The 23,257-nt window shown below is 45.7% G+C and carries 25 protein-coding genes and 1 tRNA gene; 20 read left to right on the top strand and 6 right to left on the bottom strand.

Features of this window, described 5'->3' with window-relative positions:
• Positions 1-66: 66 nt before the first annotated feature.
• Positions 67-960, top strand: coding sequence for a LysR family transcriptional regulator (locus R8N46_RS21245; protein ID WP_017633561.1), 894 nt, complete (start codon positions 67-69; stop codon positions 958-960).
• A gap of 91 nt (positions 961-1,051) precedes the next feature.
• Here the strand turns inward: R8N46_RS21245 and tkt are convergent, their stop codons facing one another.
• Positions 1,052-3,046, bottom strand: a complete 1,995-nt coding sequence (gene tkt / locus R8N46_RS21240; RefSeq protein ID WP_115386293.1) for a transketolase — start codon at positions 3,044-3,046, stop codon at positions 1,052-1,054.
• A 315-nt stretch (positions 3,047-3,361) separates the two neighbouring features.
• Between tkt and metK the strand changes: the two genes are divergently transcribed.
• From metK to ruvX, 8 genes are all read left to right on the top strand, one after another.
• Positions 3,362-4,516 carry a methionine adenosyltransferase gene (metK, locus tag R8N46_RS21235; protein ID WP_005381027.1) on the top strand — a complete coding sequence of 385 codons (1,155 nt, stop codon included), beginning with the start codon at positions 3,362-3,364 and terminating at the stop codon, positions 4,514-4,516.
• Positions 4,517-4,918: 402 nt separating this feature from the next.
• Positions 4,919-5,716: a DUF2189 domain-containing protein gene (locus tag R8N46_RS21230; protein WP_005381026.1), complete on the top strand. Its 798-nt coding sequence runs from the start codon at positions 4,919-4,921 to the stop codon at positions 5,714-5,716.
• A 68-nt stretch (positions 5,717-5,784) separates the two neighbouring features.
• Positions 5,785-6,282, top strand: coding sequence for a SprT family zinc-dependent metalloprotease (locus R8N46_RS21225; RefSeq protein ID WP_115386294.1), 498 nt, complete (start codon positions 5,785-5,787; stop codon positions 6,280-6,282).
• A gap of 150 nt (positions 6,283-6,432) precedes the next feature.
• A complete protein-coding gene (endA, locus tag R8N46_RS21220; protein WP_005384533.1) occupies positions 6,433-7,128 on the top strand; it encodes a deoxyribonuclease I in 696 nt (231 codons plus the stop codon).
• Positions 7,129-7,241: 113 nt separating this feature from the next.
• Positions 7,242-7,973: a 16S rRNA (uracil(1498)-N(3))-methyltransferase gene (gene rsmE, locus R8N46_RS21215; RefSeq protein ID WP_025768830.1), complete on the top strand. Its 732-nt coding sequence runs from the start codon at positions 7,242-7,244 to the stop codon at positions 7,971-7,973.
• Between the two features lie 13 nt (positions 7,974-7,986).
• A complete protein-coding gene (gshB, locus tag R8N46_RS21210; RefSeq protein ID WP_005381021.1) occupies positions 7,987-8,937 on the top strand; it encodes a glutathione synthase in 951 nt (316 codons plus the stop codon).
• A 127-nt stretch (positions 8,938-9,064) separates the two neighbouring features.
• The gene (locus tag R8N46_RS21205) at positions 9,065-9,628 is read left to right on the top strand and encodes a YqgE/AlgH family protein (RefSeq protein ID WP_005381020.1); all 564 of its coding nucleotides are present in this window, start codon (positions 9,065-9,067) and stop codon (positions 9,626-9,628) included.
• A gap of 35 nt (positions 9,629-9,663) precedes the next feature.
• On the top strand, positions 9,664-10,089 hold the full coding sequence (ruvX, locus tag R8N46_RS21200; protein WP_005381017.1) for a Holliday junction resolvase RuvX: 426 nt from the start codon (positions 9,664-9,666) through the stop codon (positions 10,087-10,089).
• Positions 10,090-10,150: 61 nt separating this feature from the next.
• Here the strand turns inward: ruvX and R8N46_RS21195 are convergent, their stop codons facing one another.
• Together R8N46_RS21195 and R8N46_RS21190 are read right to left on the bottom strand one after the other, a co-directional pair.
• Positions 10,151-11,257: a PilT/PilU family type 4a pilus ATPase gene (locus R8N46_RS21195; protein WP_005381016.1), complete on the bottom strand. Its 1,107-nt coding sequence runs from the start codon at positions 11,255-11,257 to the stop codon at positions 10,151-10,153.
• A 30-nt stretch (positions 11,258-11,287) separates the two neighbouring features.
• Positions 11,288-12,328 (bottom strand): type IV pilus twitching motility protein PilT, encoded by a 1,041-nt coding sequence (locus R8N46_RS21190; protein ID WP_005381015.1) that lies wholly within the window; start codon positions 12,326-12,328, stop codon positions 11,288-11,290.
• Positions 12,329-12,356: 28 nt separating this feature from the next.
• Here R8N46_RS21190 and R8N46_RS21185 point away from each other — a divergent pair, with 28 nt between their 5' ends.
• From R8N46_RS21185 to hemW, 7 genes are all read left to right on the top strand, one after another.
• Positions 12,357-13,058, top strand: coding sequence for a YggS family pyridoxal phosphate-dependent enzyme (locus R8N46_RS21185; RefSeq protein ID WP_115386296.1), 702 nt, complete (start codon positions 12,357-12,359; stop codon positions 13,056-13,058).
• A 159-nt stretch (positions 13,059-13,217) separates the two neighbouring features.
• Positions 13,218-14,036 carry a pyrroline-5-carboxylate reductase gene (gene proC, locus R8N46_RS21180; protein WP_005381013.1) on the top strand — a complete coding sequence of 273 codons (819 nt, stop codon included), beginning with the start codon at positions 13,218-13,220 and terminating at the stop codon, positions 14,034-14,036.
• Between the two features lie 52 nt (positions 14,037-14,088).
• The gene (locus R8N46_RS21175; protein WP_005381012.1) at positions 14,089-14,646 is read left to right on the top strand and encodes a YggT family protein; all 558 of its coding nucleotides are present in this window, start codon (positions 14,089-14,091) and stop codon (positions 14,644-14,646) included.
• Complete coding sequence (gene yggU / locus R8N46_RS21170; protein WP_065274862.1) at positions 14,646-14,936, top strand: DUF167 family protein YggU; 291 nt, start codon at positions 14,646-14,648, stop codon at positions 14,934-14,936. The genes R8N46_RS21175 and yggU overlap by 1 nt, the downstream gene beginning before the upstream one ends.
• Before the next feature lie 128 nt (positions 14,937-15,064).
• On the top strand, positions 15,065-15,496 hold the full coding sequence (locus R8N46_RS21165) for a DUF4426 domain-containing protein (RefSeq protein ID WP_005381010.1): 432 nt from the start codon (positions 15,065-15,067) through the stop codon (positions 15,494-15,496).
• Positions 15,497-15,614: 118 nt separating this feature from the next.
• Positions 15,615-16,217, top strand: a complete 603-nt coding sequence (locus R8N46_RS21160; RefSeq protein ID WP_005381009.1) for an XTP/dITP diphosphatase — start codon at positions 15,615-15,617, stop codon at positions 16,215-16,217.
• Between the two features lie 18 nt (positions 16,218-16,235).
• Positions 16,236-17,414, top strand: coding sequence for a radical SAM family heme chaperone HemW (gene hemW, locus R8N46_RS21155; protein ID WP_065274863.1), 1,179 nt, complete (start codon positions 16,236-16,238; stop codon positions 17,412-17,414).
• A 92-nt stretch (positions 17,415-17,506) separates the two neighbouring features.
• Here the strand turns inward: hemW and glsB are convergent, their stop codons facing one another.
• The 3 genes from glsB to trmB all read right to left on the bottom strand — a co-directional run bounded on the left by glsB (position 17,507) and on the right by trmB (position 20,291).
• Entirely contained in the window at positions 17,507-18,427 is a 921-nt protein-coding gene (glsB, locus tag R8N46_RS21150) for a glutaminase B (protein ID WP_005381007.1), read from the bottom strand.
• A 98-nt stretch (positions 18,428-18,525) separates the two neighbouring features.
• The gene (locus R8N46_RS21145; RefSeq protein ID WP_065274864.1) at positions 18,526-19,554 is read right to left on the bottom strand and encodes a TRM11 family SAM-dependent methyltransferase; all 1,029 of its coding nucleotides are present in this window, start codon (positions 19,552-19,554) and stop codon (positions 18,526-18,528) included.
• A 17-nt stretch (positions 19,555-19,571) separates the two neighbouring features.
• Complete coding sequence (gene trmB / locus R8N46_RS21140; RefSeq protein ID WP_005384506.1) at positions 19,572-20,291, bottom strand: tRNA (guanosine(46)-N7)-methyltransferase TrmB; 720 nt, start codon at positions 20,289-20,291, stop codon at positions 19,572-19,574.
• A 203-nt stretch (positions 20,292-20,494) separates the two neighbouring features.
• Between trmB and mutY the strand changes: the two genes are divergently transcribed.
• The 4 genes from mutY to R8N46_RS21120 all read left to right on the top strand — a co-directional run bounded on the left by mutY (position 20,495) and on the right by R8N46_RS21120 (position 23,256).
• Positions 20,495-21,571: an A/G-specific adenine glycosylase gene (gene mutY / locus R8N46_RS21135; RefSeq protein ID WP_318098466.1), complete on the top strand. Its 1,077-nt coding sequence runs from the start codon at positions 20,495-20,497 to the stop codon at positions 21,569-21,571.
• Between the two features lie 19 nt (positions 21,572-21,590).
• Positions 21,591-21,863 carry an oxidative damage protection protein gene (locus tag R8N46_RS21130; RefSeq protein WP_005381002.1) on the top strand — a complete coding sequence of 91 codons (273 nt, stop codon included), beginning with the start codon at positions 21,591-21,593 and terminating at the stop codon, positions 21,861-21,863.
• Between the two features lie 77 nt (positions 21,864-21,940).
• Positions 21,941-23,080: a membrane-bound lytic murein transglycosylase MltC gene (mltC, locus tag R8N46_RS21125; RefSeq protein WP_213972542.1), complete on the top strand. Its 1,140-nt coding sequence runs from the start codon at positions 21,941-21,943 to the stop codon at positions 23,078-23,080.
• A 100-nt stretch (positions 23,081-23,180) separates the two neighbouring features.
• Positions 23,181-23,256, top strand: a tRNA-Phe gene (locus R8N46_RS21120).
• Position 23,257: the final 1 nt, after the last annotated feature.

Here is a 23,257-nt window from a genome sequence, read left to right as displayed (position 1 = left end):
AGAGTTATGGAACGGTTCTTTCCATTTATGGAACTCGTACATAACGCAGTAAGGAGTAAAAGAAATATGCACGACTTAGCATCAATTAGAGCCTTTGATGCGCTCAATCAGCATAAAAGTTTGACAGCCGCTGCTAAAGCCCTTAATCAGCCAAAATCAACGCTAAGTCGTCGCTTGGCACAATTAGAAGAAGACTTCGGTCAGGCTCTAACCGCCAGACAAGGTAATCGATTAGTTCTGACAAGAGCTGGAGAGATCTTTGCCCACTACAGCCGCCAGATTCTTGAGTTAAGCGAAGAGAGTTATGATGCACTGCAAGGTTTAACGAACCAAGTTTCAGGGCCACTGCATATTGTTTGTCACACTGCCTTAGTTAGAAGCTGGCTCGGCGGCGTACTCAATCGTTTTCTTGCTGATAATCCCGATGTTAGAGTTCAACTTACCAGTGACTTTTCTGAGGCGCATCATGACCCAGATTTGTTCATCTGGCTCGGTGAACGTAAAGAGCTAGACTGGCGAAAAGAAGTGCTGGGGGTATTTCGCTATACGCCTTTTGCCTCTCCAAATTATCTAAAACAACATGGGCCTATACCGCACCCCAAAGAACTTGAAGCACATCCATGGATCGATTTTGGTTCAGTGCAAGAAAATGGATTGATGCTAGCACACCCTCAACACGGTGAGTTCTTTTTAGAACCCTTTGTTAGTCGGTTATACAGCGACAACATAGCAATGCAAATAGACAGTATCGCGAATGGTCATGGTATTGGACTGCTGCCGACTTGGACAGCATGCGGCTATGAGAAACATCACCCAGGGCGAATCACACCTTGCTTAGAAGGTTGGCTTTCTGAGCCTATTTCCATTAACTGCTATACACCAGCAGGACGACCACCACTGCGCTTATCCGTACTTTTAGACTGCATTCACCAAAGCATTCCACAAGGTTGGAAAACCTGACAAAAATAAAAAGGCCATCATAATGATGGCCTTTCTAACTTTAGCGTTTAACAATCGTCGTTTACGTTCGACTGTTTAGACGGTCCTGCAATTACGCTAGCAATTCTTTTGCTGTGTTCACTACGTTTTCAGTCGTGAAGCCAAACATCTCGAATAGCTGACCAGCAGGTGCAGATTCACCGAATGTTGTCATACCGATGATGCGACCGTCGAAGCCAACGTACTTGTACCAGAAATCAGCAATGCCCGCTTCAATAGCGATACGTGCCGTTACGTCTGATGGCAGTACAGCTTCACGGTAAGCGGCGTCTTGTTTGTCGAATGCATCTGTTGATGGCATTGAAACAACGCGTACTTTCTTGCCTTCTGAAGTTAGTTGCTCAGCGGCTTTCACTGCAAGCTCAACCTCAGAACCTGTTGCGATAAGGATTAGCTCAGGCTTACCTTCGCTATCTTTCAGGATGTAAGCACCTTTCGCGATGTCTGCGACTTGTTCAGCAGTACGCTCTTGTTGCGCTAGGTTTTGACGAGAGAAGATAAGTGCAGTTGGTGCATCTTTACGTTCAATCGCTAGTTTCCATGCAACTGCAGACTCAACTTGGTCACATGGGCGCCATGTGCTCATGTTTGGAGTTACACGTAGAGACGCCATTTGCTCAACAGGTTGGTGAGTTGGGCCATCTTCGCCAAGACCGATCGAATCATGCGTGTAAACTTGGATGTTCTGAATTTTCATCAGCGCAGCCATACGCATTGCGTTACGAGCGTATTCCATGAACATTAGGAATGTTGCGCCGTAAGGAACGAAACCACCGTGCAATGCGATACCGTTGATGATAGCGGTCATACCGAATTCACGCACACCGTAGTGGATGTAGTTGCCAGAGAAGTCCTCCATTTCTAGAGACTTAGAACCAGACCACATGGTCAGGTTAGAAGGCGCTAGGTCAGCAGAACCACCCATAAACTCAGGAAGCATTTGACCAAACGCTTCTAGTGCATTTTGCGACGCTTTACGTGATGCAATGTTCGCTGGGTTTGCTTGAAGATCGGCAATGATTTGGTTCGCTTTTTCTTCCCACTGTGCAGGAAGTTCGCCGTTTAGACGTCGTTTAAGCTCTGCCGCTTCAGCAGGGTAAGCTGCAGCGTATGCCTCGAATTTTTCATTCCAAGCTGCTTCTTTCGCGGCGCCCGCTTCTTTTGCATCCCACTCAGCGTAAACATCTGCCGGGATCTCAAATGGGCCGTACTCCCAACCTAGGTATTCACGAGCCGCTTGGATCTCATCGTGACCTAATGGTGCACCGTGACAGTCGTGCGAACCAGACTTGTTAGGAGAACCGAAACCGATAATTGTTTTGGTACAGATAAGCGTAGGACGTGGGTCCGCTTTTGCTGCTTCAATTGCTGCGTTGATCGCGTCTGAGTCGTGACCATCGACTGCTGGGATTACATGCCAGCCGTACGCTTCAAAACGCTTAGGTGTATCGTCAGAGAACCAGCCTTCAACGTGACCGTCGATAGAAATGCCGTTGTCATCCCAAAACGCGATCAGTTTGCCTAGACCTAACGTCCCAGCAAGAGAGCATGCTTCATGCGAGATGCCTTCCATTAGACAGCCGTCACCCATGAACACATACGTAAAGTGGTCAACGATATCGTGACCTTCTTTGTTGAACTGTGCCGCTAGTGCTTTCTCTGCGATCGCCATACCAACAGCGTTAGTGATGCCTTGACCTAGAGGACCCGTTGTTGTCTCGATACCAGGCGCGTAGCCGTACTCTGGGTGACCTGGGGTTTTTGAGTGCAATTGACGGAAGTTTTTCAGATCGTCAATAGATAGCTCGTAACCGCTTAAGTGCAGTAGAGAGTAAATAAGCATTGACCCATGACCGTTTGACAGCACAAAGCGATCGCGGTCGGCCCACTCTGGGTTTGAAGGGTTATGGTTTAGGTGAGAGCGCCAAAGAACTTCAGCGATATCAGCCATACCCATTGGTGCGCCTGGGTGGCCTGAGTTAGCTTGTTGAACACCATCCATGCTTAGAGCACGAATTGCATTGGCAAGATGTTTACGAGACGACATGTCTGCTCCTGAGTACATTAAGCGAAACGAAAAGTAGGTCATAATTCTCTCAAAGCCCTGTTGGGTGTGCAAACGTTTTCCAGTCCAAAACCTCACAAATATTGCACCTTTCGCGCCAAATCGTTCGAAGTTCTTAAAATTATCAATAAATCAGGCAAACGTTTGGTTATAACAAAAACCAAAAAAGAGCTTGTAATTCGAGCAATCAAATTTAGAATAGACGTCTAGATGTAGATACACCTACAAAAATTAGTATTAATTTGCGCTGGAGAGTTTATCATTCCCCAGTTTTAAACCAGATATAGTGGAGCTAACATGGCTAAGCACCTGTTTACTTCTGAGTCAGTATCAGAAGGTCATCCAGATAAAATTGCAGACCAGATTTCTGATGCGGTTCTTGACGCGATTCTAGAGCAAGATCCAAAGGCTCGTGTTGCATGTGAGACTTACGTTAAAACCGGTATGGTAATGGTGGGTGGTGAAATCACGACTTCAGCATGGGTAGACATCGAAGAGTTAACTCGTGAAACCGTTCGTGAAATCGGCTACGTACATTCAGATATGGGCTTTGACGCAGATTCTTGTGCGGTACTAAACACAATCGGTAAACAGTCGCCAGATATCAACCAAGGTGTTGATAAAGCTGACCCTAAAGAACAAGGTGCAGGCGACCAAGGCATCATGTTTGGTTACGCTTGTAACGAAACTGAAGTACTAATGCCAGCGCCAATTACTTACTCTCACCGTCTTGTTCAAAAGCAAGCAGAAGTTCGTAAAAACGGCACACTACCTTGGTTGCGTCCTGATGCAAAATCTCAGGTAACATTCCAATACGATCAAGGTAACATCGTTGGTATCGACGCGGTTGTTCTTTCAACTCAACACTGTGACTCAATCTCAACGTCAGACCTGCGTGAAGCGGTAATGGAAGAGATCATTAAGCCAGTGCTACCTTCTGAGTGGATCAACAAAGAAACAAACTTCTTCATTAACCCAACCGGTCGCTTCGTAATCGGTGGTCCTATGGGTGACTGTGGTCTAACTGGTCGTAAGATCATCGTAGATACCTACGGCGGCGCAGCTCGTCACGGTGGCGGTGCGTTTTCTGGTAAAGATCCATCAAAAGTTGACCGTAGTGCAGCATACGCAGCACGCTACGTAGCGAAAAACATCGTAGCGGCAGGCATGGCTGACCGTTGTGAGATCCAACTTTCTTACGCAATCGGTGTTGCTGATCCAACGTCTATCATGGTGGAAACGTTCGGTACTGAGAAAGTATCTCACGACATCATCATTGAAGCGGTTCGTCAATTCTTCGACCTACGTCCATACGGTCTACAAGAAATGCTTAACCTTCTTCAACCTATCTACAAGAAGACAGCGGCTTACGGTCACTTCGGTCGTGAAGAATTCCCGTGGGAAGCAACAGACAAAGCTGCACTTCTACGCGATTTCGCTGGCATCAAATAATCAAGCCAAGCAAGAATCAATCAAGCCCTCGCCTATGGTGGGGGCTTTTTATTTTCAGCAACTTTTATCTAGTCATTTCGACTCATACCGCCCTGCGCCACAAAGCAGTCCTGTTTCTCCCTCATTTTTATACCGAATAAATTTTAAGCAATTATTTGTAAATTATCCCATCTCCGCCAATAGTTAAAATATTGTTAATTCCAATTTAAATAGAGACGTCGGATGCTGGCGACTGTGGAAGCAACACTTAAGTAAAGACATGAGTCAGGCATCTTTATGGCCGATACCAAACTAAGCCAATGCTCAGATGTAAACTTGAAAAAGTCGCTTCAAGTTTGACTGAACAAAAACCGCTGTCAGTTGGTATAAGCGGATAATGTGGGAATAAATCAAGGAGGAGTTATGCCTCGAACTGTTAATCCATCGGACTTCCACAACAAGCGAAAGGAAGTGCCAGACAACGAATACGCCAGAACCATACCGTGCAATACGGTCAATCTTTCTGCACCTTTTCATTGGCTAGCATTAGGTCTGCATGATTTCGTGCGAATGCCACTTATTAGTGCTTTCTATGGCATCTGTTTTATGGCAGCTGCGATAGGCATTGTTTTGCTCGTACAGTGGCAAGGCACACACTTGGTCGTCATGCCCAGTTTGATTGTTTACATGTTAATCGGTCCGTTTCTCGCGCTGGGCTTGTATGATGCCAGTTGGGAGAGAGAGCGCGGACACAAAGCAAGCTTGTTCCATTCAATGAAAGCGATCGGTCGTAACTCAACATCTCAATGGGCGTTCGCCGTGTTACTCGCAGTGTGTATGATATTTTGGATGCGCATTGCCGCTCTACTTCATGCGCTCTACCCTTCTGTTCAAGGGGCACCTTTAAGTGAGTTCCTACCCTTCCTTGTCATCGGCTCTTTAGTTGGCTTTGTTTTGGCTTGTGTGGTGTTTAGCATTTCAGCCTTTTCTATTCCGCTCATGATGGAGCGTCGCGTAGACATGATGACCGCTGTATTTACCAGCTTTAATGCAGTGAAATCCAACATTCCAGCAATGATTGTTTGGGCAGCGATCATCTGTGGCGGTATTCTTATCGGCTTTGCGACCTACGGGATCGGAATGTTGTTTACCATGCCAATTCTAGGCTACGGTACATGGCACGCTTACCATGCCACCATCAAGAAAAAACACACACCATAATTAACTGATGCTATGATCTGGCCCTCGCAAATGCGGGGGCTTTTTTATTTGATTTATCGAGGTGAATTGTGGATATAGAACTCAGCTATAAAGCCAAGCAAGTGATGGCGGGCTGTATCGCGATGGCGGAACAAGCTTTCAAACGTTCTTTCCCGATTCCAACAATCACCTTCGACGTCCGTGGGAAAGCGGCAGGAAAAGCCTACCTTCAATTAAATCAAGTACGCCTAAACCCTGTTTTATTTCGCGAAAACACCCAAGCATTCTTAGATGAAGTCATTCCTCATGAAGTAGCACACCTGATTACTTATCAGGTTTACGGGCGAGTTAGGCCTCACGGTAAAGAATGGAAAGGCGTCATGGAAGCCGTATTTAACGTACCAGCCAAAACCACTCACAGCTTTGAAGTAAAATCCGTTCAAGGTAAAACCTTTGAGTATCGTTGTGGTTGTATGGCCTACCCTCTATCGATTCGCCGTCATAATAAAGTGCTGCGCAAAGAGGCGACGTACTCTTGTCAAAAATGCCGCCAACCACTTAACTTCACCGGCATTCAATTATCGTAGCCCTTACCTCATAGTGTTACTTGCGTTCCCAAAATAAAGATCGAGTTGATCAAAACCTTCCCTTCGCCACTTATTGTTAACTTACTCATCACTAAAGCTATTTTATGCGTGTTATCATGAATAAAGTCATACTTTATAAAGACTTTTATCATGAAATACTTACTCTCTCTGTTGCTTATCGCGCTTTCTAGCACTGCGATTGCCGCGCCACCGAGCTCATTCTCTGCAGCCAAACGTGAGGCGGTCAAAATTTATCAAGACCACCCAACAAGCTTCTACTGTGGCTGTAACATTCAATGGCAAGGCAAGAAAGGCTTACCCGATTTAGCCTCTTGCGGTTACCAAGTCCGTAAACAAGAAAAACGGGCTGCACGAATCGAATGGGAGCACATTGTTCCTGCGTGGCAATTTGGCCACCAGCGTCAATGCTGGCAAGATGGCGGACGTAAAAACTGTAAGAAAAAAGACAAAACTTTTCGTTTGATGGAAGCAGACTTGCACAACCTAACTCCTGCTATTGGTGAAGTAAACGGTGACCGTTCGAACTACAACTTCAGCCAATGGAACGGTATGGATGGCGTGAGTTATGGTCGCTGTGAGATGCAAGTGAACTTTAAGCAGCGTAAAGTCATGCCACCAGACCGTGCGCGTGGTTCAATTGCTCGTACCTATCTATACATGAGCAAAGAGTACGGTTTCAAACTGTCGAAGCAGCAAACGCAATTAATGAGTGCTTGGAACAAAACCTATCCTGCCGATAAATGGGAATGTGAGCGTGACGAGCGCATTGCAAAAGTACAGGGCAATCACAACCCATTTGTTCAAGAAGCCTGCCGCGCACTGTAACCTCCGACCTCGAAGCGTTTCAATTACTGATATTGAAACGCTTCTTGCCCCTTGTTTTTTCGGTGCAAAGCATCCATGTTAGGGTTTAAGTTTATTCTCTTGCTGGAAATCTCATGCGTACCCCTCGAATTTATCATCCAGAAACCATTCATCAACTTGGCTCACTTGCTTTAAGTGACGACGCAGCAGGCCATATCGGTCGTGTTTTGCGCATGAAAGAAGGCCAAGACGTTCTCCTTTTTGACGGCAGTGGCGCAGAGTTCCCAGCGGTTATCAGTGAAGTCAGCAAGAAATCAGTTTTGGTTAACATCACCGAGCGCGTAGAAAACAGTATTGAATCCCCTTTAGATCTGCACCTTGGTCAAGTCATTTCACGTGGCGATAAGATGGAGTTCACCATCCAAAAGTCTGTTGAACTTGGCGTCAATACCATCACTCCTCTGATTTCTGAACGTTGTGGTGTCAAGCTTGACCAAAAGCGTTTTGAGAAAAAACTCGCGCAATGGCAGAAAATCGCCATCAGTGCCTGTGAGCAATGTGGGCGTAATGTCGTGCCCGAAATTCGTCCAATTATGAGCTTGGAAGAGTGGTGTAAAGAAGAGTACGATGGTTTAAAGCTTAACCTTCACCCTCGTGCTAAATACTCAATCAACACTTTGCCAACCCCGGTTGAAAAAGTGCGCCTACTGATCGGTCCTGAAGGCGGTTTATCGTCTGAAGAAATCGAGATGACTCGAGAATACCAATTTGAAGAAACGCTACTCGGCCCTCGCGTTCTGCGTACCGAAACAGCGGCTCTGACAGCAATTACAGCCTTACAAGTTCGTTTCGGCGATCTTGGTTAAACGGAGAAAAATAATGATCAAACTCGGTATCGTAATGGACCCAATCTCGTCCATTAACATCAAAAAAGACTCTAGCTTTGCCATGATGCTTGAAGCGCAACGACGCGGCTATGAAATCCACTACATGGAAATGAATGATCTGCATCTCGATCAAGGCGTTGCCATTGCAGATACTAAAGTGGTAGAACTAAAAGAAGATCCAAACGGTTGGTACGAGTTCAAATCAGAGCAAACTATCGAACTGTCTGAGCTAGACGCGGTGCTAATGCGTAAAGATCCTCCGTTTGATACTGAATACATCTACGCGACTTACATCCTTGAGCGTGCAGAAGAACAAGGTGCACTGATCGTTAACAAGCCTCAAAGCTTACGTGATTGTAACGAAAAGCTGTTTACAGCATGGTTCCCAGAGCTGACACCTACAACGATCGTGACGCGAAAAGCAGAGAAAATTAAAGAATTTCGTGAAAAACATGGTGATGTCATCCTGAAACCACTTGATGGTATGGGTGGCGCGTCCATCTTCCGTGTAAAAGAAAACGATCCAAACGTCTCTGTGATCATCGAGACATTGACTAACCACGGTCAAAACTACGCAATGGCACAAACCTTCGTGCCAGACATCAGCAACGGTGACAAACGTATCCTAGTGGTAGATGGCGAACCTATGCCTTACTGTCTAGCACGCATTCCTGCTAAAGGCGAAACGCGCGGCAACCTAGCCGCTGGTGGTACTGGTGAAGCTCGTCCGCTAAGCGAAACCGACCTCAAAATTGCGCAAACCGTTGCTCCGACACTGAAAGAAAAAGGCCTTATCTTTGTTGGCCTTGACGTAATTGGCGACAAGCTAACAGAAATCAACGTCACCAGCCCAACCTGTATTCGCGAAATTGAAGCAGCTTTTGATATCTCAATCACAGGCAAGCTGATGGATGCGATTGAGCGTCGAGTAAAAGGCGAATAACTCAAACTGTATTACAGTTAATAGAGAGCGTAGTACATTAACTTAAGCAAACTCATGCACATACCTAGATGTAAATTGTATGATGTTTGCTTAAGGGCATTTACGAGAGTTAAGGGTCAGTATGAGTATGAATCTCACAAATCACTTTTTGGTTGCCATGCCTGGGATGAAAGATCCGTACTTTCAAAACAGCGTGATCTACGTTTGTGAGCACAACGAAGACGGCGCTATGGGGCTGATGATCAATGCTCCTGTTGATATCACCGTCGGCAACATGCTCAAGCAGGTGGAAGTTCAGCCAGTACACCCGCGCCTATTTGAAGCCAGTCTAGATAGACCAGTTTATAATGGCGGCCCAATCTCGGAAGATCGTGGCTTTATTTTGCATAAACCCAAAGATTACTACGAGTCCAGCGTCCAAATGACCGATGACCTCGCGGTAACCACTTCGCGTGATATTCTGTCGGTGTTAGGAACAGAAGCAGAACCAAGTGATTACTTAGTGGCACTTGGCTACTCCGGTTGGAGTGCAGGCCAATTAGAAAGTGAGCTGGTCGAAAACTCTTGGCTCACCATTGAAGCGACGCCTGAAATTATCTTTAATACACCAATCAACGAGCGTTGGAAGAAAGCGGTCGAAAAGCTGGGTATCGACCCAAGTCACCTTTCAGCAGACTCTGGACATGCTTAGTCCAAATATACAGTTACATTAGATAGAGACACCTTATGTCACGCACAATTATGGCTTTTGACTTTGGAACCAAAAGCATTGGTAGCGCTATTGGCCAAGAAATTACTGGTACAGCTTCCCCATTAAAAGCCTTTAAAGCCAATGACGGTATTCCAAACTGGGACGATATCGAAAAGCAAATCAAAGAGTGGCAACCAGATTTGCTAGTGGTCGGTTTACCGACCGATCTGCATGGTAAAGACCTTGAGACCATAACCCCTCGTGCACGAAAATTTGCTAAGCGTCTGCAAGGCCGATACGGATTGCCTGTTGAGCTGCATGATGAGCGTTTATCTACTGCAGAAGCTCGTGCGGAGTTGTTCAGCATGGGCGGCTACAAAGCCCTATCGAAAGGTAATGTTGACTGCCAGTCAGCGGTGGTGATTCTAGAAAGCTGGTTTGAAGCCCTTTGGGGTGAGTAAACACTTCAAGCACAATGAAAAAAGGTTGGCTTCTGCCAACCTTTTTTGTTTCTGGATTGGATTAATCCATATCGATCTTAACGTTTGCCAAACTGCCCGTAGAGAATGCTTCACCACGCTGCGTTTTCAACATCAGGCGCAGATCATTCGCTGAGTCGGCACTATGTAGTGCATCCTCTTCGCTGATCTTACCTTGCATCACTAACTTATAAAGAGATTGATCGAACGTCAGCATACCAAACTCATTTGAGCGAGCCATGGTTGACTTCAACTCATGTAAATCTCCGCGACGAATCAAATCCGACACACGTGGACTATTTAGCAAGATCTCAAATACACCATGACGTCCCTGCCCATTTTTATCTCGGATCAGCTGCTGACCAACCACGCCTTTTAGGTTCATCGACAAATCGAACAAGAATTGTTCTTTTTGATCTTTCGGTACCAAGTGAAGAATGCGCTCTAAAGCTTGGTTTGCATTGTTGGCGTGCAACGTTGCCATACACAGGTGACCCGTTTCGGCGAAGGTCATCGCGTATTCCATTGTTTCACGGCTACGGATCTCACCAATCAAAATCATATCTGGTGCTTGGCGCAGCGAGTTTTTAAGCGCAACTTCATAGCTTTCCGTATCTAACCCAACTTCACGTTGAGTCACGATACAGCGCTTGTGTTCATGCACGAACTCGATCGGATCTTCGACCGTCAAAATGTGCCCGGTTTTATTGCTGTTTCGATAGCCTGTCATCGCCGCCATGGTGGTCGATTTACCCGATCCAGTAGCACCGACCACCAGCACCAAACCACGCTTAGCTATCGCCAAATCTTGCAACACTAACGGTAACTTTAACTGCTCAAAAGTAGGAATATTAGTTTCAATACGACGAATCACTGCGCCTGGTAACTCGCGTTGAAAAAAGGCACTCACACGGAAGCGACCACAATCTCTCACAATGGCAAAATTCGACTCGCGACTTTTACGAAATTCCTGACGCCGATCTGGTTCCATAGCGCTGTCGAGTAATGCAGCCACATCACTCTCGGTGAGTTTTTCCCCTTGCGGACGCAATTCGCCATCCACACGAAATAGAATTGGCGCTCCAACCGTGATGTAAAGATCCGACGCTTTCAGCGCCAACATGCCTTCGAGAAATTTATCTAGATCCATCTTCCGTATTCACCATTATCTGTATGAACGTTACGAGAATTGCTGCACTTCTAATCCGATCTTACTATCGACCTCTTCACGAGCAACCATGCCTTGCGCCATTAACTGACGAGCATTTTGCTCCATGGTTTGCATGCCGTGAGCCGCACCTGTTTGAATGATCGAATACATCTGCGCGACTTTGTCTTCGCGGATCAAGTTACGAATCGCAGGCGTTGCCATCATAATTTCATGGCATGCAATACGGCCACCACCGTTACGCTTCAGAAGCTTTTGCGCGATAACCGAACGAAGGGACTCAGATAGCATCGAGCGAACCATATCTTTATCACTACCAGGAAACACATCGATAATACGGTCAATGGTTTTTGCCGCCGAGCTGGTGTGCAACGTCCCGAAAACAAGGTGACCGGTTTCAGCCGCTGTCAGCGCTAGACTGATGGTTTCTTTGTCACGCATCTCACCGACTAGAATCACATCCGGGTCTTCGCGCAATGCACTACGCAAAGCATTTTGGAAACTATGGGTGTCACGGTGAACTTCACGCTGGTTGATCAAACATTTATTGTTGTTGTGAACAAATTCAATCGGATCTTCAATTGTGAGTACGTGCTTGTTGTGATTACGGTTAATGTAGTCAACAATGGCTGCTAAGGTCGTCGATTTACCTGAACCTGTTGGGCCAGTGACCAGAACTAAGCCTTTTTCAGCGTTCGCAATTTTTTTGAAGATCTCTGGCGCTTCTAGCTCTTCCAGAGTTGGAATGCTACTTGGAATGGTACGGAATACTGCCGCACAACCGCGAGATTGGTTGAAAGCGTTGACACGGAAACGGCCAACGTTATGCAACTCAAAAGAGAAATCGACTTCGAGTTTTTCTTCGAACTCACTGCGTTGGGCATCGTTCATGATTTCGAAAACCAAACGATGCACTTCTTGGTGTGTAAACGCTGGAATGCCTAGTTTTCTCACATCCCCATCAATACGAACCATTGGTGGGACACCTGCAGAAAGATGTAGATCCGAGGCATTATGTTTTACACTAAAATCCAGTAACTCAGTGATATCCATTTAAAATCCTTAAGTCTAAAGTACAGCTATGAGTAGTATTCAACAAAATATTGAACATATCACCTCTCAAATTCGATATGACGAGCAAAAATGTGGTCGAACTCCAGAGTCAGTGCAACTTCTAGCGGTAAGCAAAACTAAACCTGTCGAGGCAATTCTCGAAGCCTACCAAGCGGGACAAACCGCCTTTGGTGAAAACTACGTTCAAGAGGGCGTCAGTAAAGTTCAGCACTTTGCCGAGCATTATCCAGATAATCGAATCGAATGGCACTTCATTGGCCCGATTCAATCGAATAAATCGCGACTTGTTGCTGAACATTTCGATTGGGTTCACACCATCGATCGAACCAAGATTGCTCAACGCCTGAATGATCAGCGGCCAAGCGAACTTAAACCGCTACAAGTTCTGCTTCAGGTTAACACCAGTGGTGAGGCATCTAAGTCTGGTGTCACTGAAGCGGAAGTATTCGAGCTGGCAGAGTTGATTTCTCGCCTACCCAACCTCACTTTAAGAGGGTTGATGTCGATCCCTGCCAACGTGTCTGACTACGAATCACAACTCCGTGAATTTCAGAAGTTGGCTACGTTGAAGCAAACACTCGAAGCACAGTTCCCAGAAATCGATACATTATCAATGGGAATGAGTGGTGATATGACCGCTGCAATCGAAGCTGGTAGTACAATGGTTCGTATTGGAACCGCTATTTTCGGCGCTCGAGACTACAGCTAAATCAAAAAAACGCTCACTCGCGACATAAGTTACGTCGCCAAAAGTTAGAGCGTAAATGCGCAATCATCTTACTCGCCAATAGGAGCAGTAAGTAACAGCGGCGCCATTATACACCTGAGCGCACAATAAATTCTAAATATCATGATGGAAATCAGACAAATGGAACATAAGAAAATCGCCTTCATTGGTGCTGGCAACATGGTGAGAGCCATTGTTTCCGGCTTGGTTGCTAACGGATACCCAGCGCAAAACATTACCGCGACGGCTCCTTCAGAGGCTCGTCGCCTTCTGCTAGAACAAGATTTTGGCATCCGTACCACCAGCGATAACATCCAAGCTGCGACCGAGGCGGATGTGGTGGTATTGTCTGTAAAACCGCAAATGATGGCGGATGTCTGTAAACCACTGCAATCGATCGATTTCACTAATAAACTGGTGATTTCTATTGCCGCAGGCATCAACTGTTCACGATTGGATGATATGCTAGCCACCAAATTGAACTTGGTTCGTGTTATGCCAAATACGCCATCACAACTTGGGTTGGGTATGAGTGGGTTGTTCGCACCAACTCATGTAACCGAGCACGACAAAGCTTTTGCCGCAGAGTTAATGGAAGCGGTCGGTAAAGTATGTTGGGTTGAGCAAGAGTCTGGCATCAATAATGTGATTGCCGCAGCGGGCAGTGCTCCAGCATACTTCTTCCTGTTTATGGAAGCGATGCAAGCAGAAGCGATTGCGCAAGGCTTTGATAAAGAGACCGCTCGACTATTGGTTCAGCAAGCGGCACTGGGCGCGGCCAGTATGGTGGTTAGCAACCCAGAAACTGAGCTATCAACCCTGCGTGAGAACGTAACTTCGAAAGGTGGGACAACGGCAGAAGCACTGCGTACATTCAACGAACATCAACTTTCAGATATTGTCGCTAAAGCCATGCAAGCTGCTGTGGCTCGCGCGGAAGAAATGGAAAAACTGTTTTAATTATTTGGATGAACTCCGTTTAGTATCATCCATCACTTGTTAAGGGTACCTTATGAATTCAATGAGTTTTCTCATCTCAACCCTATTTGACCTGTACATCATGGTCGTAATTTTGCGAATTTGGTTGCAAGCTGCGCGCGCAGACTTCTACAACCCATTCTCGCAATTCATAGTAAAAGCGACTCAGCCGGTCATTGGTCCATTGCGCCGCGTTATCCCTTCCGTGGGGAATATTGACCTAGCAACCGTGTTGTTTGCCTACGTGTTGTGTGTGCTTAAATTTGTCGTGCTTATCCTAATAGCTTCGAACGGTTCCGTCTCTTTCAGCGCTGACTTCTTATTCTTGGGCTTATTATCATTAATCAAAGCCGCAGGTGGCCTATTGTTCTGGGTACTATTGATCCGTGCAATTTTGAGCTGGGTAAGCCAAGGCCGCAGCCCTATCGAGTACGTATTCCATCAACTGACCGAGCCAATGTGCGCTCCAATCCGTCGTATTCTTCCGGCTATTGGTGGTCTTGATTTAAGCGTACTGGTGTTATTTATCGGCTTGCAGTTCGCGAACTTCTTAATGGGCGATATCATTGGTCCAATTTGGTTCCAGCTATAATGTCAGCTGCAGTTTGGCAAGATGGTGAGGACATCATCCTGAAGCTCTATATTCAACCTAAAGCTAGCCGCGATAAAATCGTTGGCTTGCATGGTGAAGAGCTAAAAATCGCCATTACTGCTCCACCTGTCGATGGCAAAGCTAATGCACACCTAACTAAGTTCTTAGCCAAGCAGTTTAAAATCGCTAAGGGCTTGGTTAACATAGAAAAAGGTGAATTAGGACGGCACAAACAAATTCGGATAGAATCGCCTACCCAGATACCGACAGAAATTAAAGCCATCTTATGATGGCTTTTTATTTACGATTTTGTACCACACTTACTAATACCAACGACTGAGTACGCATTTTTTACCCCCTGACCAAGGTAAAATTGCAGCTATGGTTGTTTTATAACAAGTGCTTTGAGGAAGTAACAATGAGCAAATGGATTACCGCATTACTGATTAGCCTGTTGTCGTTACCAAGCTTCGCCGATCAGTTTAAAAATATGAAAGATATCGAAGTACACTATGTAGCGTTTAACTCAACATTCCTAACACCCAAAGTCGCACGTAGCTACGATATCAAACGTAATGGATACCTCGCTGTGGTTAATATTAGCGTGTTAGATAGAGCTTCATTGGGTAAGCCAGCATTAGAAGCAAAAATTGCTGGACGCGCGAAGAACCTTATCGGCCAAACTCAGACCTTGACCTTTCGTGAAGTCAAAGAAGGCAATGCGATATACTATTTAGCCGAACTGCCAATTACCCACGAAGAAACTTTTACTTTCGATATTGACGTAAAAGCTGGAAACAAAGGCTCAGGTAAGCTTAAATTCACCCAGAAGTTTTATGTTGAAGAGTAATTGGGTTGTGATGTTCCAAAAGCTTTTGGATCTAAGCAGGCTAAAAACCACTTATTAGTTAAAGAATATCTAGAGGAGAACGATTTGTTCTCCTCTATCACTATTAAAAGAGATTCCCATGAAAAAAATTGTGCTAGCAACTGGTAACCAAGGCAAAGTTCGTGAAATGGCAGATTTATTGTCTGACTTCGGCTTTGAAGTATTAGCGCAAAGTGAATTCAATGTATCGGAAGTAGCTGAAACGGGTACAACTTTCATTGAAAACGCAATCATTAAAGCTCGCCATGCCGCACAAGAAACAGGGCTTCCTGCCATTGCAGACGACTCTGGATTAGAAGTCGATTTCTTAAAAGGCGCTCCGGGCATTTACTCTGCACGTTACGCAGGCGAGAGCGCATCTGATCAAGAGAATCTAGAAAAATTGCTAGCGGCAATGGAAGGCGTACCAGAAGCAGAGCGTACAGCACGTTTCCACTGCGTATTAGTCCTCATGCGTCACGAGAACGACCCAACGCCTATCGTCTGTCACGGTAAATGGGAAGGCCGAATTCTAACTGAAGCACACGGTGAAAATGGCTTTGGCTACGACCCAATCTTCTTTGTTCCTGAAGACAACTGTGCGTCAGCCGAACTTGAACCTGCACGTAAGAAACAACTGTCTCACCGCGGTAAAGCGCTCAAGTCGTTGTTTGCTCAACTGTCTGAGCAAGTGTCTCAGTAATCACGAGCGAATTAGACCATGTTAACGCCCCCAGCACTCAGCTTGTATGTACACATCCCTTGGTGTGTGCAAAAGTGCCCGTATTGCGACTTTAACTCTCACGCGCTCAAAACCGAGATTCCAGAAGAAGAGTACATCAGTGCCCTTTTAGAAGATTTGGATACCGACATTGAGAAATACCGACTTAACGAAGCGCCACGTCCACTGCATTCAATCTTCATTGGTGGTGGTACGCCGAGTTTGATTTCGGCAGAAGGCATCGAGCGTCTACTTAAGGGCATTGAAGCGCGTATTCCGTTCAAGCCTGAAATCGAAATAACCATGGAAGCGAACCCAGGCACCATCGAAGCAGAGCGTTTTGTTGGCTACCGTAAAGCCGGGGTAACGCGTATCTCTATCGGCGTGCAAAGCTTTGAGCAACAAAAGCTTGAGCGTTTGGGGCGTATTCACGGCCAAGACGAAGCCGTCAACGCTGCTCATCTGGCGCACCAAATCGGTTTGAACAGCTTTAACCTCGATCTCATGCACGGCTTACCTGATCAAAGCATCGAACAAGCCTTGGCAGATTTGGACAAAGCGATTGAGTTGGCACCGCCGCACTTGTCTTGGTATCAGCTGACCATCGAACCAAACACCATGTTCTACTACAAGCCACCAACGCTACCTGACGATGATGACTTGTGGGATATTTTCGAGCTCGGACACCAAAAACTTGCAGCCGCGGGTTATGTGCAATATGAAATCTCCGGTTACAGTAAGCCGGGCTATCAGTGTCAGCACAACCTCAACTACTGGCGCTTTGGTGATTACCTTGGTATCGGTTGTGGCTCTCATGGCAAACTCAGTTTTACCGACGGACGTATTATTCGAACGACAAAGGTAAAACACCCGCGAGGCTATTTAGCGGCTTATCAAAATATGGTCAAACCTTATCTGCATACGGAACATGTCGTCGCGGATGAAGATCGTCCATTCGAGTTCTTTATGAACCGATTCCGCTTAATTGAAGCCTGTCCGAAGCAAGATTACGTGGACACCACGGGCTTACCGCTTAGTACGATTCAAGAAACCATCAACTGGGCGATAGAAATGGGCTACCTGAGTGAAACGCCTACCCACTGGCAAATTACTGAAAAAGGGAAGCTCTTCCTTAATGATTTGCTCGAAGCCTTTATGGCCGAAGAAAGCGAAGAGTAACGCAACCCCAAAACAAAAAAAGCCTCTCAATTGAGAGGCTTTTTATTTAGAAACTGTGTGCCGTCCTAAATAAGGTTGACACATTTCCAACCTTAGAAAATTGAACGGCCAATTCGCTCTGAGAGCAGCTCAAGCGCCTTAGTACCAGCAAGCGAGTTACCTGAAGGATCAAGCTCTGGAGACCATACTGAAATGGTCATTTCACCAGGTACTACCGCGATAATGCCACCACCAACACCAGACTTACCAGGCATTCCAACGCGATAAGCAAACTCGCCCGCGCCATCATACAAGCCACACGTTGCTAACAGTGCATTAAGTTGTTTGGTTTGCACAGGAGAAACTACAGGCTTACCCGTTTGTACCGATGTGCCCTTGTTTGCTAAATAGCTAAACGTTTTAGCCAAATCGACGCAACTCATCTTCAGCGCACAAGCGTGGAAGTAATTTTGTAGTACTGGAATCACTTCATTTTCGAAGTTGCCAAACGAACGCATGAGATATGCAATCGCCGCATTACGATCACCATGCATCATTTCGGATGCCGCAACGACTTTGTCATACACAATATGGGTATCACCAGAAAGCTGACGCACAAACTCCAACAGGCGCTGACGAGGCGCAGATAAGCGAGTTTGTAACAAATCCGCCACTACTATCGCTCCAGCATTTATAAATGGATTACGAGGAATACCTTGCTCCATTTCTAGCTGGATTAGCGAATTAAATGCCTGCCCCGAAGGCTCTTTTCCCACTCGAGACCAAATTTCTTCTTGCTTGTACAAGCACATCGCTAACGTCAAGCTCAATGCTTTTGAAATAGATTGGATAGAGAAAGGTTCATCGGCATCACCCGCCTTAATAACCTCACCTTCGTTGGTGTATACCGCAATACCTAACTTGTTGCTGGGTACTTTTGCCAGAGCAGGAATGTAATCAGCCACTTTACCTTGGCCGATTAAAGGGCGTACTTCCGCCAAAATATCTGTCAAAATTTCCACTGTCGGTTTCATTCTCTACCTTCTATTTACAAGAGAACTCGTTGAGCTCAGAGGTAAAAAAAGCCAACGTGTCGTTGGCTTTTCCATAGGGTTCGTTCGACTCAAGTCGATTATGGTTTTACTGCCACAATAATATTGCGGTTGATAGATTGATCAACACGGTGAAGATAACCGATGTAAGGCTCTTCTGAAAGTACCTTCCAACCTTGCTCTTCAAATAATGCCGCGACATCTTTCCATTTCAATGTAAATTCATTGAAAGACAACACCACTGAACCTTGTTTTTTCAATACCACTTTCCATGCAGGCAGAGCCTCTTTTAAAAGCTCTAGTGGACTGCGGTTCAGTTTGCTGTCCTTGGCATTTTTGCTGCCGTGCTGCACGCCATAAGGCAAGTCAGACACCATCACATCAACTGAGTTCTTTTTCACGACTTGATCAGCGATACGAGTATCAGCCGAATATAGCTTCATAAACTGAAGATGGCCTTGGTTGTAATCTTCTTTATTTGCTGCAGCTTCAACCACGAAACCATCCGCCACTTTCTTGCCACCCGCAGTGCGCTTTTCTTTGCTCACTTTGTGCTTAAAGCGGCCATTCTTCATGAACTTAACAATAAAGGTCTGGATCTCTTGCACCCACTTGGCGTTGATCTCAACCCCTACCACGTTCAAACCGTGGATCAAGCCTTCAAATAAGGTTGTACCTTTACCACACATTGGATCCATTAAGGTCAGTTGTTCACTTCCCGTATTGGACGCACTAATGCCGATATTCACCATCAAACGGGTAAACTGCTCGTTTGTTTTCCCGGTGTAGCGCAAAATCTGGCTCATACTTTCCGGGAAAGTGTTAAATACGGGCGCTTGAACTGGTCGAAGTAAACCATCTTCGCGCACTTCAAATAGCGCATAGTAAATCGAAGAGGCTGCGATTCTTCGCGCCTGCTCATCGGTTAGCGCTTCCTGACAAGAAAACACCAACGCAGCAGGTAAGCCAACGTCTTTACTACCAATTTCTGTCACATCCACGCCTTGTGAAGCTAAAATTGCTTTTAGCTCAGAACAGGCAATGGTCATTGCGCTATCAAAGTAAATTCGGTTATGACCCGGATTCGCTAATATCGCGTAATGGTACATCCCATGAACTCCTCTGGTTACGCAATACGCTTATATTTGATATCCCAAACACCGTGACCAAGACGGTGACCACGAGCTTCAAACTTCGTTAGCGGGCGATCGTCTGGACGAGGAACGAAATCACCATCTTTGGCAATGTTTTCGAAACCTGGCGCTTGGTTCATCACTTCAATCATGTGCTCTGCGTAGTTTTCCCAGTCGGTCGCCATGTGGAAAATACCTTCATTAGGGATAAGCTTCTCACGCACCATTTCCGCAAAACCTAATTGAACAATACGACGCTTGTGGTGACGCTTCTTATGCCAAGGGTCTGGGAAGAACAATTGCAGTGTCGATAAGCTGCCATTTGGGATCATGTGTTCGAATACTTCTACCGCATCGTGACACATTACACGCAGGTTAGTAATTCCCGCTTCGCGAGCATCGGCAAGACAAGCACCAACGCCTGGGCTATGAACTTCGATACCGATGAAGTTTTTCTCTGGCGCGTTCTTTGCCATTTCAACCAATGAAGCACCCATACCAAAACCGATCTCAAGCACTACTGGGTTATCGTTGCCAAACACCTCTTTCCAATCGAGAAGTTCAGCTTTGAAGTCAATACCCATCGTAGGCCAGCATTCATTCATCGCGCTCTCTTGACCTTTAGTCAAACGCCCTTCACGGCGTACAAAGCTGCGGATTTTGCGGATCAGCTTTCCGTCTTCGTTGTATTCGTTAGTGGTTACTTCACTCATTGATTTTGCCTGCACATTGATTAATCAAAGCGGGGATTATCCAAAGAATTTACTTAGGTGCAAGTATTTGTTGAGCTCTTGGTCTATGGCAACCCAAAAGCAACGAAACACCTCTTTATATCCCTACTGTTTATCCGTTGTACTTCTTGCCCATTATGTGGTGCAATTTTGCACCTAACCAATAATAGAATACAGAGCAAGTCGTGACACCTTTCGCCAGTGCCATCCTAGAATGGTATGACGCATATGGAAGAAAAGATCTTCCGTGGCAACAAAATAAGACCGCATACAGTGTCTGGTTGTCTGAAATTATGCTTCAGCAAACTCAGGTCACTACGGTTATTCCGTATTACCAACGTTTCTTGGAGCGCTTTCCAACCGTAATCGATCTTGCCAATGCTGAGCAAGATGAAGTCCTACACCTTTGGACTGGCTTAGGGTATTACGCCCGAGCCCGTAACCTTCACAAAGCAGCACAAGAGGTCGCCTCTACATACAATGGTGAGTTTCCTCTTGATATAGAGAAAATGAACGCCCTACCGGGGATTGGTCGCTCTACTGCTGCCGCCATTTTATCGTCTGTGTATAAACAACCACACGCGATTCTTGATGGTAACGTGAAGCGCACCCTATCCCGCTGTTTCGCAGTTGCAGGATGGCCAGGACAAAAAAAGGTTGAAAACCAGCTGTGGGAAATTGCCGAAACGCATACCCCACAAACGGATGTAGATAAGTATAACCAGGCAATGATGGACATGGGCGCAATGGTCTGCACTCGCAGCAAACCCAAATGTAGCCTCTGCCCTGTTGCTGACCTGTGTGTGGCAAAACAACAAGGTAATGTGCTCGACTACCCGGGCAAAAAACCGAAGAAAGATAAACCAATCAAGCAAACTCGTTTCGTGATGCTTCACCACAACACCGAAAATGGTCATGAGGTGTGGTTGGAGCAAAGACCACAAACAGGCATTTGGGGTGGCTTATTCTGCTTCCCACAAACCGAACATGTGGATGCAGAAAGCGACATTGAATTGCTACTGGATCAACGCGGCATTCAAGCCAGCAATATCAAACAGAAGCAAACACTGATGACCTTTCGTCATACATTCAGCCATTACCACCTAGATATCACGCCAATTTTGATTGATTTATCAAAGCAACCGGACGTGATAATGGAAGGCAACAAAGGTCTTTGGTATAACTTATCTAAACCTGAAGAAGTCGGTTTAGCCGCGCCAGTAAAACTATTGCTGGAAACGCTACCCCACGAACTTCGTTAATTGAATACAAGGAGTCATTATGAGCCGCACTGTATTTTGTGCTCGACTAAAGAAAGAAGGCGAAGGTCTAGACTTTCAACTTTACCCTGGTGAACTAGGTAAACGCATTTTCGACAACATCTCGAAAGAAGCGTGGGCTCAGTGGCAACACAAACAAACCATGTTGATCAACGAGAAGAAACTCAACATGATGGATCCAGAACACCGCAAACTGATCGAAACAGAAATGGTAAATTTCCTCTTTGAAGGAAAAGACGTTCATATCGAAGGTTACACACCGCCGAGCGAATAAAGTCGCTTGAGTTAAACAATGACATCACAACCATTTGTGGTGTCATTTTTCTATTACCTTCAATAACTCTGATACTTATGAAAAAAATTGTCTTTATCGCTGCCGCACTTTTAATGGCAGGCTGTAGCCGTGAATTCGTCGAAAAGATTTATGACGTCAACTACGAGCCAACAAACCGTTTTGCCAATAACTTAGCTGAGCTACCAGGACAATTTGAAAAAGATACTGCGGCGCTAGATGCCTTAATCAATAGCTTTTCAGGCAATATTCAAAAGCGCTGGGGTAAAAAAGAAATCAAGTACGCTGGCAAGAGTAATTACGTTAAGTACATCGATAACTACCTTAGCCGCGCCGAGGTCGACTTTCGCAAAGGCGTGATCACGATAGAGACCGTATCACCGACCGAGCCCCAAAAACACCTAAAAGACGCGATTGTCACCACCTTATTAACACCAGACGATCCCGCGCACGTCGACTTATTCTCCTCTAAAGGTATCACGTTAGAGGGGCAACCATTCCTGTATAAACAAGTTGTCGACCAAGACAATAAGCCAATTCAATGGTCTTGGCGGGCAAACCGATTTGCGGAATACCTCATCGCAAATAAAATAAAAACCAAAAATGTAGATTTCAAGAAAGCGTATTACGTCGAAATTCCCATGGTTGAAGACCACTTTTCAACTCGCAGCTACCAATACGCCGATATCGTGCGTCGAGCTTCCAAGAAATACGACATTCCAGAAGACTTGATATACGCCATTATTAAAACCGAGAGCAGTTTCAACCCATACGCGGTAAGTTGGGCAAATGCGTATGGCCTAATGCAAGTTGTACCTAAAACAGCGGGACGAGATGTGTTCAAACTCGTGAAAAAGCGCTCGGGCCAACCAAGCCCTGAATATTTGTTTAATCCAGAAAACAACATAGATACCGGTACTGCGTATTTCTATATCTTAAAAAATAGTTATTTAAGAGAAGTCCGCCACCCTACCTCTCTCGAGTACAGCATGATTTCAGCTTACAATGGCGGTACTGGAGGAGTTTTAAACACATTTCATCGCAGTGATCGCAAACGCGCAATGCAAGATCTTAATTCATTGCAACCCAACCAAGTTTATTGGGCGTTAACCAAGAAACACCCGAACGCAGAAGCGCGTCGCTACCTAGAAAAAGTTACAAATTTCAAAAAGGAATTTAACTCGAAGCAAACTTTGTAGTGACAGTTGAATAAAAAGCGTTCGAACAACCACTTTTTTGAAATTATTTAAAAAAAGTGGTTGACGCAACGCGGGAAAATCCGTTTAATAGCGCTCCGTTGCCCGGATAGCTCAGTCGGTAGAGCAGAGGATTGAAAATCCTCGTGTCGGTGGTTCGATTCCGCCTCCGGGCACCAC

Source organism: Vibrio sp. 1874 (assembly GCF_033344395.1).
Taxonomy (GTDB): Bacteria; Pseudomonadota; Gammaproteobacteria; order Enterobacterales; family Vibrionaceae; genus Vibrio; species Vibrio alginolyticus.
Note: the sequence above shows the minus strand (reverse complement) of the source record. Positions and strands in the feature narration are given on the sequence as shown.

Excerpts from the sequence above, each read along its gene's own strand:
- R8N46_RS21145 (WP_065274864.1), bottom strand. The coding sequence starts at position 19,554 with ATGTACCATTACGCGATATTAGCGAATCCGGGTCATAACCGAATTTAC.
- R8N46_RS21190 (WP_005381015.1), bottom strand. The coding sequence starts at position 12,328 with ATGGATATCACTGAGTTACTGGATTTTAGTGTAAAACATAATGCCTCG.
- R8N46_RS21175 (WP_005381012.1), top strand. The coding sequence starts at position 14,089 with ATGAATTCAATGAGTTTTCTCATCTCAACCCTATTTGACCTGTACATC.
- metK (WP_005381027.1), top strand. The coding sequence starts at position 3,362 with ATGGCTAAGCACCTGTTTACTTCTGAGTCAGTATCAGAAGGTCATCCA.
- ruvX (WP_005381017.1), top strand. The coding sequence starts at position 9,664 with ATGTCACGCACAATTATGGCTTTTGACTTTGGAACCAAAAGCATTGGT.
- tkt (WP_115386293.1), bottom strand. The coding sequence starts at position 3,046 with ATGTCGTCTCGTAAACATCTTGCCAATGCAATTCGTGCTCTAAGCATG.
- R8N46_RS21195 (WP_005381016.1), bottom strand. The coding sequence starts at position 11,257 with ATGGATCTAGATAAATTTCTCGAAGGCATGTTGGCGCTGAAAGCGTCG.
- R8N46_RS21230 (WP_005381026.1), top strand. The coding sequence starts at position 4,919 with ATGCCTCGAACTGTTAATCCATCGGACTTCCACAACAAGCGAAAGGAA.
- trmB (WP_005384506.1), bottom strand. The coding sequence starts at position 20,291 with ATGAGTGAAGTAACCACTAACGAATACAACGAAGACGGAAAGCTGATC.
- proC (WP_005381013.1), top strand. The coding sequence starts at position 13,218 with ATGGAACATAAGAAAATCGCCTTCATTGGTGCTGGCAACATGGTGAGA.
- hemW (WP_065274863.1), top strand. The coding sequence starts at position 16,236 with ATGTTAACGCCCCCAGCACTCAGCTTGTATGTACACATCCCTTGGTGT.
- R8N46_RS21130 (WP_005381002.1), top strand. The coding sequence starts at position 21,591 with ATGAGCCGCACTGTATTTTGTGCTCGACTAAAGAAAGAAGGCGAAGGT.
- mltC (WP_213972542.1), top strand. The coding sequence starts at position 21,941 with ATGAAAAAAATTGTCTTTATCGCTGCCGCACTTTTAATGGCAGGCTGT.
- R8N46_RS21165 (WP_005381010.1), top strand. The coding sequence starts at position 15,065 with ATGAGCAAATGGATTACCGCATTACTGATTAGCCTGTTGTCGTTACCA.
- endA (WP_005384533.1), top strand. The coding sequence starts at position 6,433 with ATGAAATACTTACTCTCTCTGTTGCTTATCGCGCTTTCTAGCACTGCG.
- R8N46_RS21245 (WP_017633561.1), top strand. The coding sequence starts at position 67 with ATGCACGACTTAGCATCAATTAGAGCCTTTGATGCGCTCAATCAGCAT.
- R8N46_RS21205 (WP_005381020.1), top strand. The coding sequence starts at position 9,065 with ATGAATCTCACAAATCACTTTTTGGTTGCCATGCCTGGGATGAAAGAT.
- R8N46_RS21160 (WP_005381009.1), top strand. The coding sequence starts at position 15,615 with ATGAAAAAAATTGTGCTAGCAACTGGTAACCAAGGCAAAGTTCGTGAA.
- yggU (WP_065274862.1), top strand. The coding sequence starts at position 14,646 with ATGTCAGCTGCAGTTTGGCAAGATGGTGAGGACATCATCCTGAAGCTC.
- glsB (WP_005381007.1), bottom strand. The coding sequence starts at position 18,427 with ATGAAACCGACAGTGGAAATTTTGACAGATATTTTGGCGGAAGTACGC.
- R8N46_RS21185 (WP_115386296.1), top strand. The coding sequence starts at position 12,357 with ATGAGTAGTATTCAACAAAATATTGAACATATCACCTCTCAAATTCGA.
- rsmE (WP_025768830.1), top strand. The coding sequence starts at position 7,242 with ATGCGTACCCCTCGAATTTATCATCCAGAAACCATTCATCAACTTGGC.
- gshB (WP_005381021.1), top strand. The coding sequence starts at position 7,987 with ATGATCAAACTCGGTATCGTAATGGACCCAATCTCGTCCATTAACATC.